At 63.7% G+C, this 17,161-nt stretch carries 19 protein-coding genes; 7 read left to right on the forward strand and 12 right to left on the reverse strand.

Annotated features, from left to right (window positions below; translation table 11 throughout):
- The first annotated feature begins 52 nt into the window (after positions 1 to 52).
- Positions 53 to 1,036: a 4-hydroxybenzoate octaprenyltransferase gene (ubiA, locus tag AC0NIH_RS27260; RefSeq protein WP_473466956.1), complete on the forward strand. Its 984-nt coding sequence runs from the start codon at positions 53 to 55 to the stop codon at positions 1,034 to 1,036.
- A 205-nt stretch (positions 1,037 to 1,241) separates the two neighbouring features.
- Here the strand turns inward: ubiA and AC0NIH_RS27265 are convergent, their stop codons facing one another.
- From AC0NIH_RS27265 to AC0NIH_RS27275, 3 genes are all read right to left on the reverse strand, one after another.
- Positions 1,242 to 1,808 (reverse strand): DUF6101 family protein, encoded by a 567-nt coding sequence (locus AC0NIH_RS27265; RefSeq protein ID WP_352709103.1) that lies wholly within the window; start codon positions 1,806 to 1,808, stop codon positions 1,242 to 1,244.
- Between the two features lie 184 nt (positions 1,809 to 1,992).
- Positions 1,993 to 3,423, reverse strand: coding sequence for an FAD-binding oxidoreductase (locus tag AC0NIH_RS27270; RefSeq protein ID WP_473466896.1), 1,431 nt, complete (start codon positions 3,421 to 3,423; stop codon positions 1,993 to 1,995).
- A gap of 9 nt (positions 3,424 to 3,432) precedes the next feature.
- Positions 3,433 to 4,407 (reverse strand): L-threonylcarbamoyladenylate synthase, encoded by a 975-nt coding sequence (locus tag AC0NIH_RS27275; protein ID WP_473466895.1) that lies wholly within the window; start codon positions 4,405 to 4,407, stop codon positions 3,433 to 3,435.
- 171 nt (positions 4,408 to 4,578) lie between these two features.
- Between AC0NIH_RS27275 and AC0NIH_RS27280 the strand changes: the two genes are divergently transcribed.
- On the forward strand, positions 4,579 to 5,016 hold the full coding sequence (locus AC0NIH_RS27280; RefSeq protein ID WP_473466894.1) for a hypothetical protein: 438 nt from the start codon (positions 4,579 to 4,581) through the stop codon (positions 5,014 to 5,016).
- Between the two features lie 152 nt (positions 5,017 to 5,168).
- Positions 5,169 to 5,558 (forward strand): hypothetical protein, encoded by a 390-nt coding sequence (locus AC0NIH_RS27285; protein ID WP_473466892.1) that lies wholly within the window; start codon positions 5,169 to 5,171, stop codon positions 5,556 to 5,558.
- A gap of 75 nt (positions 5,559 to 5,633) precedes the next feature.
- Here AC0NIH_RS27285 and AC0NIH_RS27290 read toward each other — a convergent pair whose 3' ends face one another.
- From AC0NIH_RS27290 to AC0NIH_RS27300, 3 genes are all read right to left on the reverse strand, one after another.
- Complete coding sequence (locus AC0NIH_RS27290; protein WP_473466890.1) at positions 5,634 to 5,903, reverse strand: ATPase; 270 nt, start codon at positions 5,901 to 5,903, stop codon at positions 5,634 to 5,636.
- 112 nt (positions 5,904 to 6,015) lie between these two features.
- Positions 6,016 to 8,394, reverse strand: a complete 2,379-nt coding sequence (gene glyS / locus AC0NIH_RS27295; protein ID WP_473466889.1) for a glycine--tRNA ligase subunit beta — start codon at positions 8,392 to 8,394, stop codon at positions 6,016 to 6,018.
- A 69-nt stretch (positions 8,395 to 8,463) separates the two neighbouring features.
- Positions 8,464 to 8,862 (reverse strand): endonuclease domain-containing protein, encoded by a 399-nt coding sequence (locus tag AC0NIH_RS27300; RefSeq protein ID WP_473466887.1) that lies wholly within the window; start codon positions 8,860 to 8,862, stop codon positions 8,464 to 8,466.
- A 227-nt stretch (positions 8,863 to 9,089) separates the two neighbouring features.
- On the opposite strand from AC0NIH_RS27300, the gene AC0NIH_RS27305 reads away from it, so the two are divergent.
- Positions 9,090 to 9,254, forward strand: coding sequence for a hypothetical protein (locus AC0NIH_RS27305; RefSeq protein ID WP_352709114.1), 165 nt, complete (start codon positions 9,090 to 9,092; stop codon positions 9,252 to 9,254).
- Between the two features lie 26 nt (positions 9,255 to 9,280).
- Here AC0NIH_RS27305 and AC0NIH_RS27310 read toward each other — a convergent pair whose 3' ends face one another.
- Entirely contained in the window at positions 9,281 to 10,213 is a 933-nt protein-coding gene (locus tag AC0NIH_RS27310; RefSeq protein ID WP_473466954.1) for a glycine--tRNA ligase subunit alpha, read from the reverse strand.
- A gap of 209 nt (positions 10,214 to 10,422) precedes the next feature.
- Between AC0NIH_RS27310 and AC0NIH_RS27315 the strand changes: the two genes are divergently transcribed.
- Positions 10,423 to 10,884, forward strand: coding sequence for a GNAT family N-acetyltransferase (locus AC0NIH_RS27315; protein WP_473466886.1), 462 nt, complete (start codon positions 10,423 to 10,425; stop codon positions 10,882 to 10,884).
- A 65-nt stretch (positions 10,885 to 10,949) separates the two neighbouring features.
- Here AC0NIH_RS27315 and AC0NIH_RS27320 read toward each other — a convergent pair whose 3' ends face one another.
- The 5 genes from AC0NIH_RS27320 to AC0NIH_RS27340 form a co-directional block, all read right to left on the reverse strand.
- A complete protein-coding gene (locus AC0NIH_RS27320; RefSeq protein WP_473466953.1) occupies positions 10,950 to 12,725 on the reverse strand; it encodes a tetratricopeptide repeat protein in 1,776 nt (591 codons plus the stop codon).
- A gap of 143 nt (positions 12,726 to 12,868) precedes the next feature.
- Positions 12,869 to 13,318, reverse strand: a complete 450-nt coding sequence (locus AC0NIH_RS27325; protein WP_473466884.1) for a DUF1284 domain-containing protein — start codon at positions 13,316 to 13,318, stop codon at positions 12,869 to 12,871.
- Positions 13,319 to 13,332: 14 nt separating this feature from the next.
- Positions 13,333 to 13,923 (reverse strand): biotin transporter BioY, encoded by a 591-nt coding sequence (locus tag AC0NIH_RS27330; RefSeq protein ID WP_473466883.1) that lies wholly within the window; start codon positions 13,921 to 13,923, stop codon positions 13,333 to 13,335.
- Positions 13,924 to 14,111: 188 nt separating this feature from the next.
- Positions 14,112 to 14,780: a GntR family transcriptional regulator gene (locus AC0NIH_RS27335; RefSeq protein WP_023764537.1), complete on the reverse strand. Its 669-nt coding sequence runs from the start codon at positions 14,778 to 14,780 to the stop codon at positions 14,112 to 14,114.
- Between the two features lie 109 nt (positions 14,781 to 14,889).
- Positions 14,890 to 15,906 (reverse strand): polyprenyl synthetase family protein, encoded by a 1,017-nt coding sequence (locus AC0NIH_RS27340; RefSeq protein WP_473466881.1) that lies wholly within the window; start codon positions 15,904 to 15,906, stop codon positions 14,890 to 14,892.
- Between the two features lie 214 nt (positions 15,907 to 16,120).
- Between AC0NIH_RS27340 and AC0NIH_RS27345 the strand changes: the two genes are divergently transcribed.
- Together AC0NIH_RS27345 and AC0NIH_RS27350 are read left to right on the forward strand one after the other, a co-directional pair.
- Positions 16,121 to 16,345 (forward strand): putative signal transducing protein, encoded by a 225-nt coding sequence (locus tag AC0NIH_RS27345; protein ID WP_013896710.1) that lies wholly within the window; start codon positions 16,121 to 16,123, stop codon positions 16,343 to 16,345.
- Positions 16,345 to 17,160 (forward strand): tRNA1(Val) (adenine(37)-N6)-methyltransferase, encoded by an 816-nt coding sequence (locus AC0NIH_RS27350; RefSeq protein ID WP_473466880.1) that lies wholly within the window; start codon positions 16,345 to 16,347, stop codon positions 17,158 to 17,160. Before AC0NIH_RS27345 ends, AC0NIH_RS27350 begins: the two co-directional genes overlap by 1 nt.
- Position 17,161: the final 1 nt, after the last annotated feature.

Genomic DNA, 17,161 nt, shown 5'->3' on the forward strand with positions numbered 1-17,161 from the left:
GACCGACTGCTTGCCGCTTGACGGTTTCCGCGGCTGCTGCCACTCCATGCGCATGGAACCTATCCAGTCGAAAGTGGCCCAGGGCCGTGTCGCCGATGCGCCGAACGGCCATTGGGTCTACCGCGTGCTGCCGCGCTCGATTTGGCCTTATGCGCAGCTTGCACGATGGGACAGGCCGATCGGCTGGCAGTTGCTTTTGTGGCCATGCTGGTGGTCGGCGGCGCTTGCGGCCAGCGCCTATCCGCGCCCGGGCGACCCGCTGCTCTCGCTGCTGCCGGCGCCCTTGTATCTCGTGTTGTTCCTCATCGGCGCCATCGCCATGCGCGGCGCCGGCTGCACCTACAACGACCTTGTCGACGAGGACATCGACAACCAGGTCGAACGCACCCGCTCGCGTCCGCTGCCCTCGGGCCAGACGACGCGTCGGCGGGCCTGGCTGTTTCTCGTCCTGCAAGCCCTGGCCGGCCTTGTGGTGCTCGTACAGTTCAACAGCTTCGCCATTCTGCTCGGCGTCTGTTCGCTGGCGATCGTTGCCGTCTATCCATTCATGAAGCGGATAACCAATTGGCCGCAACTGTTTCTCGGCCTTGCCTTTTCCTGGGGCGCGCTGATGGGATGGGCGGTCGAGTTCGGCGATCTCGATGGCCCCGCCATCATGCTTTATATCGGCTCGATCCTGTGGGTGATCGGCTACGACACGATCTATGCGCACCAGGACAAGGAAGACGACGCCATTGTCGGCGTGCGCTCGACGGCGCGGCTGTTCGGCGACAACACCAAGGCGTGGCTGGCAGGGCTTTATGGCGGCACGCTGATCTGCTTCGCCATCGCCTTCGCCTCGGCGCAAGCTCCGGTGGTGGCGTTGGCCGGATTGATCGCCGCCGGCGCGCACATGGCCCGTCAGATCACGGTTCTGGACATCGACAATCCCGACCAATGCCTGCGGCTGTTCCGCTCGAACAACCAGGTCGGCTGGCTGATCTTCCTCGGCTTGATCGGCGGCGCGCTATGGGTGGCGCTGAAGCCGCTGGTGTAGTCTTCCTTCTCCCCGTCACTATACGGGGAGAAGGTGGCGGCAGCCGGATGAGGGGCAGCGCCAACCTTGAAGGCGAGGCGAGAGGTTCAGCGCGACACAACGCACACTCAACCAAGTCTTGAGGTGGTAGCCAAACACTTTGGTCAGCGCTGCCCCTCATCGCCCTGCCGGGCACTTCTCCCCGTATAGTGACGGGGAGAAGAAGCTAATCCCTTGAAATGATCTCCTGGCCGTCGATGACCAGCCTGAGACCGAGGTCGCCGGCCCGGCGACGGGCGAGGAAGCGCGGACGGCGCATGGTCGAAACGCGGCCCTTCCGGCGATCCTGCGGCGGCAGCGTCTTGATGGCGGCGCCGAGCGATTCTTCCAAAGTGCGGGCGACGCCGTCCGATTCGATCAACAGCATCGGCAGGCGGTAGGCATCGGCCCAGGCGCGCCAGTCGGCGGCGACGTCTTCAAGATCGTCGGCCACCAGCAGCGGCACCGACAGCATGGGATCGTTGTGCAGGAGTTCCAGGGTCACCGTGACATTGCCGTCCGGATCCTCCATTGCGCGGGCGGCAACGCCACGGAACGCATTGGCGGGCAGAGCGATGATCGCCGGCACGCCGCTCATCTCGAGCAGGCGGCGGATCACGGCGCCGCGATGGTCGATGGTGAAAGTCACGTCGCCATAATCGTCGCGCGTGGCGTAGCTGACCATCTGGGGCAGTCGGAATGGGTCGAGGCGCATGTTGCGTCCCGCCCAGACTGGCTTAAGTCCGGTGTTCATAGAGTGCCTTCCTGTCTGTCTCCTGAGAGCCGGTGTCCGGTTCTCTCCGGGCCAGTTTTCCCGGCCTCGTTATGGGGAAACATTAGCGCTGGCTCCTTACCGCCGCGCTTAAGAAAGTCGGTTAAATTTTGCTGATCTCAGGGATGGTTATCGGAATGCCACCAGCCGGAAGATGTAGAAAGGATCAGATAACCTTACCCGGATTCATGATGCCGGCCGGATCGAAGGCAGCCTTCACCCGGCGCATCAGATCGATCGCCATCGGCGGCGCGGTGGCGATCAGTTCGTCGCGCTTCAACTGGCCGATGCCGTGCTCGGCCGAGATCGAGCCATGGAAGGAGCGGACGACATCGTGCACGGCCTTGTTCATGGCGTGGTAGAGGCCCAGGAAAGCCTCGTCGTCGGCGTCCTCCGGCCGCGAGATGTTGTAGTGCAAATTGCCGTCGCCCATGTGGCCGAAACAGACGACCCGCGCGGCGGGGCTGACTGAAGCGACAGCACCGGCGGCTTTGCCGATGAATTCGGGGATCGACGATATCGGCACGGAAATGTCGTGCTTGATCGAGGCTCCTTCGGGCTTCTGGCTCTCGGGCAGCACCTCGCGGAAATTCCAGAAGGCATCGGCCTGGGCGAGGCTTGCCGCGATCACCGCGTCGCCGACGATGCCCTGCTCCAGAGCGGCCGACAGCACCTCCTCGACAAGCGCCTTGCCGTCCTCTTCCGAACGGCCCGAGGACACCTGCATCAGCACATACCAGGGCCAGTCCTCGGCCAGCGGCCGGGTCACGCCTTTCGCATGCTTCAAAGTGAAGTCATACGGCCGTTTGCCGATCAGTTCGAAGGCGGTGAGCGAAGCGCCGGCGCGGTCCATGGCCAAGCCGAACAGGGAGAGCGCGGCCTCTGGCGACGACAGGCCGGCAAAGGCCACTTCCCGCCCCTTCGGCTTCGGGAACAGCTTGAGCACGGCGGCGGTGATGACGCCGAGCGTGCCTTCGGCGCCGACGAACAGGTTCTTCAAATCGTAGCCGGTGTTGTCCTTCTTCAGCTTGCGCAGATCGTCGAACACCTCGCCGGTCGGCAGCACCACTTCGACGCCGAGACAGAGTTCGCGCGCATTGCCGTAGGCAAGCACCCCGGTGCCGCCGGCATTGGACGAGAGATTGCCGCCTAGCTGGCAGGAGCCTTGCGCGGCCAGCGACAGCGGAAACAGCCGGCCGGCGGCATCGGCCGCTTCCTGCAGCGTCTGCAGGATGACGCCGGCCTCGACCGTCACCGTGTTGGACAGGAGGTCGATCTCGCGAATGCGGTTCAGCCGCGACAGCGACAGGATGATCTCGCGGCCGGACCTGTCCGGCACCTGGGCGCCGACAAGCCCGGTGTTGCCGCTCTGCGGCACGACCGGTGTTCCCGTCTCGGTCGCCAGCCTCATGATCCGGCTGACCTCGTCGACACTGCCCGGCCGCAGCACCAGCGACGTCGCGCCGTGCCAAAGCCCACGCCGTTCGACGAGAAACGGTGCGATGTCCCGCGCGTCGCGCAGCGCATATTTTTCACCGACGATCGCCGCGAAGCGATCGATGAGAGCGGGATCGAGTGTCTGCGAAATTTCGGTCATGTGGGAAAACTATGTCGTGGGCTGAGTGTTGTCACGAGGGGCGGCGGCGCGTGAAAGCCGATCGTTGATGGCTTCGCCCAGCCCATCGAAGGGTATCGGCTCGACGGCGATGGTCCGCGCGCCGCTGCGGTCGAGATCCTGCATGTAGGCGAAGAGATTGCTCGCCGCTTCGCGCAGGTCGCCCGTTTCGGACAAATTGAGGAAGGCGGTGGCGCGTTGCCAGCCTTGGGCCCGCCGGTTGCCGAAGGCGAGCAGGGCTTCGCCCTCGGCGACGGTGCCGGCATTGAGCCGCACCGCGGCCCCTGGCGCATAGTGCGAGGCTAGCATGCCGGGCGCTTCGACGCCGGCGCCGCCACCGCGCAACAGTTCCATGCCGACGGCCGCCTCGATGTCCTCGGCGGCGATGCCGCCGGGCCGGAGCAGCCGCAATCGTCCCGCCTCGGCCTTGACGATGGTCGATTCCAGCCCAACCGGCGTCGCGCCGCCGTCGACCACCAGCTTGATGCGCGCACCGAGATCGGCCGCCACCGCTTGCGCCGTCGTCGCGCTGATCTTGCCGGACGAGTTGGCGCTGGGTGCGGCAAGCGGCCGGCCGAGACGGGCGATGAGGTCGCCGCCAAAGCCCCTAGGCATGCGCAGGGCGATCGTATCGAGCCCGGCCGTGACCAGCGGATGAATGCCGTTGCCGGGCCGTTGCGGCAACACCAGGGTCAGCGGGCCCGGCCAGAACGCAACGGCCAGTTTCTTCGACAGCGGATCGAACAAGGCGATGCGTTCGGCCATCGCCATGTCGGCGACATGGGCGATCAGCGGATTGAAACGCGGACGCCCCTTGGCCTCGAAGATGCGCGCCACGCCGATGCCGTTGGTGGCATCGCCGGCAAGCCCGTAGACCGTTTCCGTGGGGATGGCGACGACGTCGCCGCCCTGGAGCAGTGCCAGCGCCCGCTCCAACGCCTCGCCGGCGCCAATTATCTCAGCCACTCTCGTCACCTCGCAGATGCCGGCTGCGTAGTACGATGGCGGCTGTTGAGCAAGCCGGGCCGAGAATGGGCTTGGCGATTTATCAATCCCTAAAATGCTATGTTTCCGCGAAAGCCGGTATCAATTCCGGTCCGCTATCATCGCGGCCAGGGCAAAAGGGGAGCGATATCAGTGTCTGTGCGTATCGTACTGGGGATCACCCTGTCAGCTTTGACATGCGGGGCTCAGGCCTCTTCGCTGGTTTTTCCCGGCGCGCCGGCCTCGACGCCCTCCGTCATCATGATGGCAGCCGACGCCAAGGCGAGCGACGTGGTGTCCGTGGTTGCGCTCGGCGAGCCCGACGTCACTTATGAAAAGGTGGCCGCGATCCCGAACGCGCCTGAAGTCCGCCATGGTTTCATGCGGAACCCGATGATCATTCGTGGCGGCGTCGTCGGCGACGCCTTCTCGGCACCGGTGCAAGCAACGACGCCGGCCGCGGCCACCGCACCTGCTGCTGCGCCTGCAAGCGCGACCGCCTCGGCCGCGCCCGCGCCGGACACGCAAAAGAAACCCGCCGCGCCTGCAGCCGCATCGATGCCCGCCCCCGGGGTAGGCAAGGTCAAGTAGCGGCCGCCCGCCAGTCAACCGGCAGCTTGACGGCGCGCCGGCGCCCTGCGCACCATCGCCGCGCGAATTCGTCCTGGCATATTCCGCCGGTCGACGCTGCCGCATGAATTTAGTCAAGCGGCGCGGGATTCATCATTCAAAGGGGGTTGATCATGAGAAAATCCAAAACCGTCACCATGGCCGGGTTTCTGCTGGCGTCGCTGCTCGGCGCCAATGCAGCGCGAGCTGATGACATGTTGGGATCCTATGTCGCGCGTATCTCCGACCGCGACCACCAGGCGAACGATGGCTATGCGCTGGACGGCGCGGCACAGATGGTGCGGCAGGATCGCGCCAACTGGCACAAGTTCCATCGCCGCGACCGCGACGACGAGGCTGATGGCTGGTTCAGGACCAACGACCAGCGCGCCGATCTGCAGCGCATGCTGGAGCGCCCCGGCGCGATGAGTTCCTCGACCAGGCGGGCTATCGTCAATGGCGAGCCGCTGATCCAGGTCGACGTCTACGAAAACAGCGTGCGCGTCAGCATCCTGGAGGACTGACAAGTCAGTTGCCGGGAACAGAAAGGGCGACGCTGATGCGCCGCCCTTTCTTCTCGACAGAACCGGATTGAAATCTCAGGCCGCTTCTTCCTTGTCGTCGTCGTCTTCGGCCTCGCCGTCTTCGGATTCTTCTTCGTCCTCGTCGTCGTCGCCCGAGAGCGTGGCGGCGTCTTCATCAGACTTTTCGCCGTCTTCGTCATCGCCTTCTTCGTCGTCATCCGACAGATCGGCGGCCTCGACCGTGGCGGCGGCAGCATGATCGAGGGCGGTTTCGGAAGCGGATTCGATCACCTCGGCGGCGGCCGGGGTTTCTTCTGTCACTTCGATTTCGTGATCGGAATTCATGGAAGCCTCCGTGGGGCGTTGGGGAACATGTCCCTTTTGCCACGGAGAGATCATCGCCGTATGACTGTAAGCCGGCTCGAACGGCGGGTTGGAAGATATTTTTCGGGGCCGATCAACCAGCGATTTTCGCGAAATCCGCTACCTGACCGGTGGCCGAACGGATGCGAGCCAACAGCGCCAGGCGGTTGGCGCGCACGGCCAGATCTTCATCATTCACGAGAACATGCTCGAAGAATGAATCAACCGGTTCACGCAACGCGCTAAGCGCCAGCATGGCGGCGGAAAAGTCTTCGTTTTGAATCGCTTCGCCGGCTTGCTTCTCGGCCTGATTCACCGCTGCAAACAGCGATTTCTCGGCATCCTGCCGGAACAAGGCCGGCTCAACGGTTGGCGCGATCGCTGTTTTCTTCTTCTCCTCGGCAGCCAGGATGTTGGCCGCACGCTTGGTGCCGGCGAGCAGATTTCTGCCGTCCTCGGTGTCGAGGAAGGAGCCCAGCGCCTCGACGCGGCGCACGATCTGCAAGAGATCGTCGGACTGCGGCGTGATGACGGCATCGATCAGATCGTGGCGCGCGCCCTGGTCGCGGAGGTAGACCTTGAGGCGGTCGTGGAAGAAGGACAAAAGATCGGCGATCAATGGCGACAGCGACGCTTCAAGCTCCATCAGACGCTGGCCGTCAGAGAACTCCCGCTCCTGATCGGCAGAGCCAAAAGTTTCCGAACTTGCCTTGGCCAGTCCACCTTTCAACAGGTTGGAAATCAAGCCTGCTTCCGACAACAGCTGGCTTGCGCCCTTGTAGTCGCGAATGCTGAAATCGAGCATCGCGACGACGCCACGGCTCTCCGTTCCCTCGCCTTTTTGTTCATATACGGCGAGGGCCGAAGAGACTGCGGCCGCGATGGCGATGCCCAGCGAAAGCTTGAGCTTGTTTTCCAATATGACCCTGACCATGCCCAGCGCCGCTCGACGCAGCGCATACGGATCCTTCGATCCAGTCGGCTTTTCGTCGATGGCCCAGAAGCCGACGAGCGTATCCAGCTTGTCGGCAAGTGCCACAGCGACCGACACCGGATCGCTCGGCACATAATCGGACGGGCCCTGCGGCTTGTAATGTTCCTCGATGGCCGCTGCCACGGACGGATGTTCGCCCTGCAGCAGCGCATATTTGCGGCCCATGGCGCCCTGGAGTTCGGGGAACTCGCCGACGACTTCGGTGGTCAGATCTGCCTTTGCGAGAATGGCGGCGCGGCTTGCCAGCGCGGGGTCAGTGCCGACGATCGGCGCCAATTCCCTGGCCAATCCCTTGATCCGCTCCACGCGCTCCCCCTGCGTGCCGAGCTTGGCGTGGAACGTCACATCGAGATGGTCGAGGCGGGCCATGCGCTGGTCGAGCGGCTTTTTCAGATCGAGCCCGAATTTTTCCGCCGATGTCTCGAGCTGGCCAAGATCAGGCAAATCGCCCTGGTCGGTCGTCCAGAAATAGAGCGCGTCGGAGAGGCGCGCGCGCACCACCTTGCCGTTGCCGTGGGCGATCTCCTTGCCGCCGTCCGTGGCCTCGATGTTGGCGGTAAGGATGAAGCGGTTGGAAAGTGTCTCACCCTCGCCTTGCGGGCGCGTGACAAAGCACTTCTGGTTGGCGCGGATGGTCAGCCGGATGACTTCGGCGGGGATGGCGAGGAAAGCCTGCTCGAACTCGCCCATCAGCACGACCGGCCATTCGACCAGCCCCGAGACCTCTTCCAGCAATCCTTCGTCTTCGACCAGGTCGAGCCCGTTGGCGAAAGCGAGGTTGCGGGCATCGGCAAGAATGATCTCCTTGCGGCGATCGGCGTCGAGAACGACCTTCGCCGTCTCCAGCTTGCTCACATAGTCGTCGAAGCGACGCACGGTGATTTCGCCGGGCGCAAGGAAACGGTGGCCGTAGGTGACGTTGCCGGAGCGGATGCCGTCGATCTCGAAATCGACCACCACCGGCTCCTCGGTTTCCGGTCCGAATGTGCACAGGATCGATTGCAGTGGCCGCACCCAGCGCAACGAGCCCGGTTTCGCGGAGGCCGGCCCCCAGCGCATCGATTTCGGCCAGGGGAAATTGCGGATGATACCGGGCACCAGTTCGGCGATGATCCGTTCGGCAGCCCTCCCCGGCTTTGAGATGTGGGCGACATAGAAGTCGCCCTTCTTCGGGTCGGAATGGACATGCGCCTCCGCGATCGAAGACAGCCCGGCCTTGCGCAGGAAGCCCTGGACCGCCTGCTCCGGCGCCGTCGTCGACGGGCCCTTGATCTCTTCGCTTATATCCTTCGAGCGCGCGGTCAGCCCCCTGACATCGAGCGTCAGCCGCCGCGGCGTCCAATACTCGCGCGCCGCCTCGTAGGTCAGACCCGCTTCGACCAGACCGTCGGTCAGCATTTTCCTCAGATCACCCGCCGCCTTGCGCTGCATGCGCGCGGGAATCTCTTCCGAGCGAAGTTCTAGAAGCAGGTCAGGCATCGGTAGCTCCTCACCCTCCCCTCGATGGGGAGGGTCGGCGCGTCAGCGCCGGGGTGGGGTGGCGGCATCTCAGGATCGAGCGCCTTCGGTGTCTCGCAGGCCAAGGTGTGATTTTCGTTCTTCCACCGCCGCATAGATCGTATCGAGCACGGAATCCAGTTCGTTTTTGATTTCATGGTTCCAGAAGCGGACGACGCGATAACCCTGGCTCTCGAACCATTTTGTCCGACGCTCGTCGTGCCGCTGTTGGCCGTCGAAACTGTGGTGAGCGCCGTCGACCTCGATGATCAGTTTCAGCCGGTGTGAGATGAAGTCGGGGAAGTAAATCCCGATCGACGCCTGCCTGCGGAAATGAGTGCCTTCAACTGGAATGCGCCACAGATGCCGCCACAAGATGCGCTCCTCTTCGGTCATTGCCGCGCGAAGCCGTTGGGCGGACTGCAGCTTGAACCGATCGAGCTTCGGCATGAGAAATCGCGCTATCACCCCCACCCGCCGCTTCGCGGCGACCTCCCCCATCAAGGGGGAGGTAAAAGGGCATAGCAACTCGGCTGGCCGCTGTCACCCCTGCAGAAATTTTGGCAGCCCTGTCGGAACGAGGCGATCCCGCCCGTCCTTGGATCAAAGATTTCCATGAACCGAACGCAGCGCTGAAGCGACCCACGCTCAGGCAGGAAACTATTGGCTGAACGACCATGAAAACGGCATCCAGACTTCTGCAGATCCTCGCGCTGAGCGCCTGCTTCACCGCGCAGGCCCACGGCGCCTTCTCGATGCCAGGTGTGCGGCAGGCGCTGCGGACCATGGCTGGTGCCAGCAACCACATCCTGTCGCCGATCGAAATGATGACAGAAGTCTGAAACCAGAGCGGTTCCCGGAATTTTCTTTAAGCCGCCAATCCACCCGCCTGCGTCTTCAAAAACGCCTCGCCGCAGGCCTTCGCCAGATTGCGCACGCGCAGGATGTAGCTCTGCCGCTCGGTGACGGAGATCACGCCACGCGCGTCGAGCAGGTTGAAGACATGGCTGGCCTTGATGCACTGGTCGTAGGCGGGGAAGACCATCCTGTGCATCGGCAAATTGTCGTTCGATGCCGGCGCACCGGCGTCGAGCAGGGCCTTGCACTCGGCCTCGGCGTCCACGAAATGCCTGAGCAGCATCGCCGTGTTGGCGTATTCGAAATTGTAACGCGAATATTCCTGCTCGGCCTGCAGGAAGACGTCGCCATAGGTTACCTTTTCAGCGCCTTCACGGCCGTTGAAATTGAGGTCATAGATGTTGTCGACGCCCTGCACATACATGGCCAGCCGTTCCAGCCCGTAGGTCAGTTCGCCCGCCACCGGCGCGCATTCGATGCCGCAGACCTGCTGGAAATAGGTGAACTGCGAGACCTCCATGCCATCGCACCAGCATTCCCAGCCAAGTCCCCAGGCACCCAGCGTCGGGCTTTCCCAGTCGTCCTCGACGAAGCGGATGTCATGCAGCAACGGGTCGACGCCGATCGCGGCGAGCGAGCCGAGGTAGAGTTCCTGCAGGTTCGGCGGGTTCGGCTTCAGGATCACCTGGTACTGGTAATAATGCTGCAGCCGGTTCGGGTTCTCGCCGTAGCGGCCATCCTTGGGGCGGCGCGAGGGCTGGACATAGGCGGCATTCCAGCCCCGGGGGCCGAGCGCGCGCAGCGTCGTTGCCGGGTGAAAGGTACCGGCGCCGACCTCCATGTCATAGGGCTGGAGGATGACGCAACCATAGGCCGCCCAGTAATTGTGCAAGGTCAGGATCAGCCCCTGGAAGGAGCGGCTGGGATGCATATGGGCAGGCATTTCAATCGTCACGGGTGGCCTCGACAGCAAAGGCTAGCTTAGCGCCACGTCCTAGAGACACGGCGGCGAAGCGTCAAGCAAGGCGGATCGAGGCTGGGCTGTCCTGGATGTACCGCGCGATGTTGAGAACTTTGCCGGGTGCTGGCCCATTGTCGGCCTCGAGAAGCTGCGATCTGTTCGACCCCTCACATCCACGACAGGTCCCAGCCATGCCCAGTTCCATCATAGTCCGCCCGGTCACACGCCAGGATTTCGACCGATGGCTGCCATTGTGGGATGGTTACAACGCATTCTATGGCCGGTCAGGCGAAACGGCACTGGCGACCGATATCACCGCGATGACGTGGTCGCGTTTCTTCGACGCCTATGAGCCGGTCCATGCGCTGGTTGCCGAAAGCGACGGGCAGCTTTTCGGCCTCGTGCATTATCTTTTTCACCGCAGCACCATAGCGATCGCGCCGAACTGCTATCTGCAGGATCTTTTCACCACGGAGGCCTCGCGGGGAAAAGGCATCGGCCGGGCCCTGATCGAAGGCGTTTATGAGCGCGCCCAGGCCGCCGGCTCGGGTCGGGTATACTGGCTGACGCATGAGACCAACCACACGGCAATGAAGCTCTACGACAAGGTTGGCGAGCGCTCCGGCTTCGTCGTCTACCGGAAGCTGTTTTAAAGCGCGTCGCTGCAAATGAAAAAGGGCTCCAAATCGGAGCCCTCTCGCAATCAAGATGGTCGACGTCACCCTTTCGGGGCGGGAACCGGCTCTGGCTTCACCTTCGGGGTTTCCTGCGCCGTGTTGGATTCGATCGGCGGCAGGCCCTTCATCAGCTTCTGCTGCAAGGTGGCCAGGACATCCGGGTCCGGCTTCAGGTCGCGGGCCTGGTTCCACTGGAAGGTGGCTTCCAGCTTGCGGCCGACGCGCCAGTAGGCGTCGCCCAAATGGTCGTTGAGAACCGGATCTTCCGGCTTCAGCGACACGGCGCGTTCCATTTCGCGCACCGCGTCATCGAACCTGCCGAGGCGGAAATAGGCCCAGCCCAGCGAATCGACGATGTAACCGTCACTCGGCCTCAGATCGACGGCCTTCTGGATCATCGCCAGGCCTTCCTTGAGGTTGGTGTTCATGTCGACCCAGGAATAGCCGAGATAGTTCAGGACTTGCGGCTGGTCCGGCTGCAATTCCAGCGCCTTGCGGAAGTTCGGCTCGGCTTTCGGCCATTCCTTCAGGCGCTCATAGGCGATCCCGCGCTGGTAGAAGATGTTCCAATTGGCTGCGGTCGGCGTCTTCAGCGCGTCGACGGCCTTGTCGTAGATGTTGGCGGCCGAGCGGAAATCCTCCTTCGAGGAATAGACCCCGCCGAGTGCCAGATAGGCGCGCATGTCGTTGGGATGGGCGTCGACGAAGGCCTTGAGATGCGTGATCGCCTCGTCATGACGGTCGAGATCGGCAAGGTTGAGGCCAAGCTGCAGGTCCGAAAGCTGCTTCAGCGGCGAAGAGTCGGGGATGCGCCGATAGAGCGCGATGGCGCCCTCGCCGTCCTTCAACTGCTCGGCGACGGCGGCGAGTTGCACCAGAGCCGCGTCGCTGTCAGGCCTCAGAGCCAGGGCATATTGCAAATAGAGGCGCACGAACGGCTCGCCGCCGCCACGGTTGAGTGCGGTGGCGAGATCAAGCAGGATTTCGGAAGCACCGTCGGACGGGCCGGAAACGAAGGGCGCAATCTTGTCACCCTTGGCGATCTTGTCGCGCAGTGTGACGATTTCCAGCTTGCCGGGCGAGAACGCCTCGGCCTGATCGAGCACCGATATCGCCTTGTCCTTGTCGCCCTTGCGGGCCAGGAACGAGGCATAGGCCTGTGCGTTGCGCATCCAGGTTTCGGGAGCCGCGCCGCCGGCGGCCGTATCCTGCATCGTCGCGGCGTAGATCGCCTCGGCCTTCTCGGGCATGTTGGAGGCATCGGCGATCAGCGCGCGGTGGAAGGACTTGAACAGGCCGAACCAGTCCGGCCCCTGCAATTTGTCGATCGCGGCCATTGCGTCGGCGGGCTGGCCGGCACCTTGTTCGGCCCAGCCGGACATGACGCCCGAGATCAGCCGATCAAGATCGGATTCCAGCGACAGCTTGAGCCAGTACTGCGCCTTGGTGAAGTCCTTCTTGTGGAAGGAATCGACCGCCAGCGCCAGGCGCGAGAAACGCTCGACGTCGGGCACTTCCTTGAGCTTGTCGGCATAGACCAGCGATTCATCGAAGCGGCCTTGCGCGATCAGCGACAGCATCAGGCTCTGCTGCAGCGCGGTGTCGCTTGGATTGAAGGCCAGGGCTTGCTTGTAGTAGGCGATGGCGCTGTCGAGGTCGTTGTCGCCTTCGGCGATCCGGGCCGCCAGATAGGCGCCAGAGAATGACGAGATCTTGACCGGCTCGGTGGATTGCTTGGCATAGGCCGGCAAAGCCGAGAGCGCCATGCCCGTCACAATTGCCAGCCTTGTCAGCCAGCGCGCACGTCCTTGCTGCATCGTATCCCTTTCAGCCACGCGCCGTCACCGCATCAGCGGAATCGGCGTAGACTCGATCTTTCCGGGCAAAGCATGTCCTTTTTGGGGTCGCGCTTCAATCCGCCTGAAATTCACAATCGGGTCACCCGATTAACAAACCATGGCTAGAAAGGACAGTTTTCCGTCTCGGCGGACCGCTGCAGCCGCGCATCGCGATAATTGCCGGCCGCAACGGTGCTGCACAGCTCGCTCCATTCGCAGCCTTCGCACGCCTTGCGCACGAGGCCGGTCGAAAATGCCTGCCGCATCCGTACCAGCGTGGCAGCGTCGAGATCGAGACGGGCGCCGGCGTGGATCGGCCGGGCCAGCAGATCCTCGAGGTCCCGCGCGGCCAGTTGGTCGCGTGCGGACGCGCTGTCGCGCAGGCAGTGCGGCTCGGGTTCGTCGAGCAACGGGGCGCAGATGTCGTCCGGTCCGGAGACGAAGAGGATGTCCTCGCCCCGGCTCAGGCGCTCCGCGATCCCGTCATAGTTGGCGGTGAAAGCGGGGCTGTATCCCTTGCCCACATAGGTGAGCAGGCAAAGGAGGTGATGGGCGCGCAGTCTTATCGTCACGGATTGGCTGATCGTCACGGATTGGCGGGCTTGGTCTTGCCGCGAAGCGCCATGAGCGTCGCGGCACCGAGCGCCGATTTGAGCAAGCCACCAACGATGAACGGCAGGAAGCCGAATGTGATGGCCTGTTCGGTGCCGATCATGATAGCGAGCCATGCCGTTCCGAGCACCAGACATGCAAGGTTGCCGAGCAGCATGGCGGCGAAGGCGAGCACCACCCTGTTGCCGTTCCAGCCGCGTTCGGCCAGCCAGCCGACAAGCGCGCCGGTGACCGGAAAAGCAAAGAGATAGCCGCCAGTCGGCCCAACGAAATGCTGCAGCCCGGCAGCCCCTCCGGCCAGAACCGGGAAGCCGGCCGCGCCTTCGACCAGCCAGGCGGCAATGGTGATCGCACCGAGCCGCCAGCCGTAGAGCGCACCAATAAGCGTCACGGCGAAGGTCTGCATGGTCACGGGCACAGGCACCATCGGCACTTGGATGTAGGAGGACAGCGCCAGGAACAGCGTGCCGAGCACGACGGCTCCGACCTGCCAGGCGAGCGAGCAATCCTGGAGCCGGAGCGGGCTGAAAGACGGCTTGCGGGACGCGAACGCGATGTCTGTCATGAGAATTCCTTCGACCGATTGAAATTATAGATAATTTCTGTTTTCGATCTATTATCGAATCCACATTTCCTCGGGGATAGCAAGCCTTCGCTGTGCAAAGGCAGCCAAAAGCATGCCGCGGCGTGCTTCAGGCCTGTTTGTCTTTATGCATGTCGTTCACCAAACCGGGGCCCGTTGGGCGACGTGCTTCAGCCGACGATGGCAAAGGCTTCGCGCGTCGCGCCGGAGGCCGTCCTGACCGGCTTGCGGCCAATCCATTGGACATGCCGCCCGAGCGTCGCGGCGGCGGATTCGGTGTTTCCCTGCCGCAAGGCGGCCAATATCGCCCTGTGGTCCTGATCGGTCCGCGTCTCCCACTCCGAGCGCCATGCCGCGAACAGAAAACGGGCACTGGCGGCGTGCAGGTCGTCGACGGTGGCGAGCAGGCGCGGCATGCCGCATGGCGCCAGGATCAGCCGGTGAAAGGCACGGTTGGCTTCTTCCCACGACCTTACGTCGCGGGATTTGTCGCCTGCCTTTGTCGCTTCCTCGGCGAGATCGAGAATGGCCGACGTCAGATGCGGCGCGGCATGGCGCAGCGCCAGCACTTCGAGAGCGGCTCGCATTTCGGCGACTTCCTTGACCTCGCCGAGATCGAAAGCCGCTACGCGCACCCCTCGGCGCGGCTCGCTGACGGCCAGCCCTTGCGCCTCCAGGCGGCGGAAAGCCTCACGCACGGGAACATGGCTGGTGTTGAATTCCTCGGCGATATGATCCTGCCGAAGCCTTGCCCCCGGCTCGATCGCGCCGGAGATGATGCGGTCCGCCAACGCCTTGCCGATGCGCACCGCGATGGTGTCGTCCGTGCCCTTTGCCATGTTTTATAGATAATTTGCGACGGGGCGGTTTGTCGAGACGGCGGGAACGGCTTTCACAGATTCTCCCCCTCAGGCACGAGCCAGAGGGAATTCCGTGAAAGACTGTCGCTCAATTCACCCGGCTGATGCAGAAATCGATGACGTCGATCAGCGCCGACTTCTGCGGCGTCTCTTCCAGCGGCGCCAGGGCATCACGGGCGATCTCGCCGAAATGGCGGGCGCGTCCGATCGTGTCGGCAATGGCGCCGTGGCGGGTCATCAGGCCGATCGCCTTTTCGAGGCCGGCGTCATCGACGACATTGTCCTCGATGGCGCGCTTCCAGAAGGTGCGTTCGGCCTTGCTGCCGCGCCGGTAGGCGAGGATGACCGGCAGGGTTACCTTGCCCTCGCGAAAATCGTCGCCGACATTCTTGCCGAGGTCCTTGCTGGTGCCGCCGTAATCGAGCGCATCGTCGATCAGCTGGAAGGCAAGGCCGAGATTCATGCCGTAGGAGCGCAGGGCCGCACGGTCGTTGCGGGTTGCCTGGGCGATGACGGGACCGACCTCGGCAGCGGCCGAAAACAGGGCAGCGGTCTTGGCCTTGATGACGGCGAAATGCTCATCCTCGGTGGTTTCGAGATTCTTGGCGGCGGCAAGCTGCATGACCTCGCCCTCGGCGATAATCGAGGCTGCGCTGGACAGGATGTCGAGGGCTTCCAGCGAGCCGACATCGACCATCATGCGGAAGGCCTGGCCGAGCAGGAAATCGCCGACCAGCACGCTCGCCTGGTTGCCCCAGATCATGCGGGCGGTTTTCTTGCCGCGGCGCATGCCGCTCTCGTCGACGACGTCGTCATGGAGCAGCGTGGCGGTGTGCATGAATTCGACAGAGGTGGCGAGCTTGACGTGGCCCTCGCCGCAATAGCCGAACATCTGGGCGGCTGCGAGCGTCAGCATCGGCCTCAGCCGCTTGCCGCCGGACGAGATCAGATGGTTGGCGACCTCCGGGATCATCTCGACGTCGGAGCCGGCCTTGGACAGGATCAATTCGTTGACGCGCCCCATGTCGGCTGCCGTCAGGTCGATGAGATCCTTGATGGACGCGGGTTCCCGCTTCCCATTTTCGATGTTGAGAACGACACCCACGACAATCACTCCCGTCTTGGTATAACGCGTGCGACGGCACCCTTAGTCCCGTATGGACTCTAGGGCGGCGGATACGGCCACGGCAAGTGGCGAATTGGCGCGGCGTCGATGACAGGCTGTCAACCGATACCGATTGGGCCGACACCGAGCCGGAGTGTGCCATGGAATCCGCGTGGCCGTTTACATCGGCGCCGCAAACTGAGAGTTTCGCCCGATGATAGAGCTGATCCGCACCAACGACGCCGTCATCATCTCCTTTGTCGAATCGCTGATGCGCGATGCCGGCATCGGCTGTTTCGTCGCCGACCAGAACATGAGCGTGCTCGACGGCTCGCTCGGCATCCTGCCGCGGCGCGTCATGGTCGACGCCGAAAAGGCCGACGCGGCACGGCGCATCCTGACCGATGCCGGCATCGCCAACGAGATACGCGGAAAATAATGTCGGCAGCCCCAGCCGCCCCTGCCCTTGACACCCTTGGTCCGGACACACCGGCCCACACGGTCGACGCCTTCCATCGCGGCCGGTTCTGGCTCGTGCAGCCCAAGCATGGCGGCCATCGCGCCGGCATGGATGCAATGATGCTGGCGGCATCCGTGCCATCCTCCTTTGGCGGACGCCTCGCCGATTTCGGCGCTGGAGCGGGAGCTGCGGGCCTCGCCGTGCTGTCGCGCTGTCCGGGTGCGGCGGCCGTGCTTGTCGAGCGCGCGCCGGAAATGGCGGCCTTCGCGGCGGCCACCCTTGCCCATCCCGGCAATGCGCATCTCAGCGATCGCGCGTCGGTGCTTGTCGCCGATGTGACGATGTCGGGCCGGGCACGGGCGGCGTCCGGCCTCGCCGACAATGATTTCGACTTCGTCATCATGAACCCGCCCTTCAATGCCCCCCGGGACCGGGCGACACCCGCCCCCCTGAGGAAGGAAGCCCATGTCATGGAGGACGGGCTGTTCGAAAGCTGGATCAGAAGTGCGGCGGCGGTGGTCAGGCCGCGCGGGGGGCTCGCGGTCATTGCGCGGCCCGAGCAGCTCGGTGCCATCCTCGATGCGATGTCAGGCCGTTTCGGCGATGCCGAGATGCTGGCCGTCCATCCTCGCCCCGACGCGGCGGCGATCCGCGTCGTCGTTCGGGCAGCGCTCGGGGCGCGGGGGAAGCTTGCCATCCGCCCGCCGCTGATGCTTCACTCGCTATCGGGCAATGGTCCCGACGAGCGCAGCGAAATGATCACCAACGGTCTCGCCTCGCTGTTCGGAGATTGAG

Source organism: Mesorhizobium sp. WSM1386, assembly GCF_055901595.1.

Excerpts from the sequence above, each read along its gene's own strand:
- ubiA (WP_473466956.1), top strand. The coding sequence starts at position 53 with ATGGAACCTATCCAGTCGAAAGTGGCCCAGGGCCGTGTCGCCGATGCG.
- AC0NIH_RS27265 (WP_352709103.1), bottom strand. The coding sequence starts at position 1,808 with ATGAACACCGGACTTAAGCCAGTCTGGGCGGGACGCAACATGCGCCTC.
- AC0NIH_RS27270 (WP_473466896.1), bottom strand. The coding sequence starts at position 3,423 with ATGACCGAAATTTCGCAGACACTCGATCCCGCTCTCATCGATCGCTTC.
- AC0NIH_RS27285 (WP_473466892.1), top strand. The coding sequence starts at position 5,169 with ATGAGAAAATCCAAAACCGTCACCATGGCCGGGTTTCTGCTGGCGTCG.
- AC0NIH_RS27290 (WP_473466890.1), bottom strand. The coding sequence starts at position 5,903 with ATGAATTCCGATCACGAAATCGAAGTGACAGAAGAAACCCCGGCCGCC.
- glyS (WP_473466889.1), bottom strand. The coding sequence starts at position 8,394 with ATGCCTGACCTGCTTCTAGAACTTCGCTCGGAAGAGATTCCCGCGCGC.
- AC0NIH_RS27300 (WP_473466887.1), bottom strand. The coding sequence starts at position 8,862 with ATGCCGAAGCTCGATCGGTTCAAGCTGCAGTCCGCCCAACGGCTTCGC.
- AC0NIH_RS27305 (WP_352709114.1), top strand. The coding sequence starts at position 9,090 with ATGAAAACGGCATCCAGACTTCTGCAGATCCTCGCGCTGAGCGCCTGC.
- AC0NIH_RS27310 (WP_473466954.1), bottom strand. The coding sequence starts at position 10,213 with ATGCCTGCCCATATGCATCCCAGCCGCTCCTTCCAGGGGCTGATCCTG.
- AC0NIH_RS27315 (WP_473466886.1), top strand. The coding sequence starts at position 10,423 with ATGCCCAGTTCCATCATAGTCCGCCCGGTCACACGCCAGGATTTCGAC.
- AC0NIH_RS27320 (WP_473466953.1), bottom strand. The coding sequence starts at position 12,725 with ATGCAGCAAGGACGTGCGCGCTGGCTGACAAGGCTGGCAATTGTGACG.
- AC0NIH_RS27330 (WP_473466883.1), bottom strand. The coding sequence starts at position 13,923 with ATGACAGACATCGCGTTCGCGTCCCGCAAGCCGTCTTTCAGCCCGCTC.
- AC0NIH_RS27335 (WP_023764537.1), bottom strand. The coding sequence starts at position 14,780 with ATGGCAAAGGGCACGGACGACACCATCGCGGTGCGCATCGGCAAGGCG.
- AC0NIH_RS27345 (WP_013896710.1), top strand. The coding sequence starts at position 16,121 with ATGATAGAGCTGATCCGCACCAACGACGCCGTCATCATCTCCTTTGTC.
- AC0NIH_RS27350 (WP_473466880.1), top strand. The coding sequence starts at position 16,345 with ATGTCGGCAGCCCCAGCCGCCCCTGCCCTTGACACCCTTGGTCCGGAC.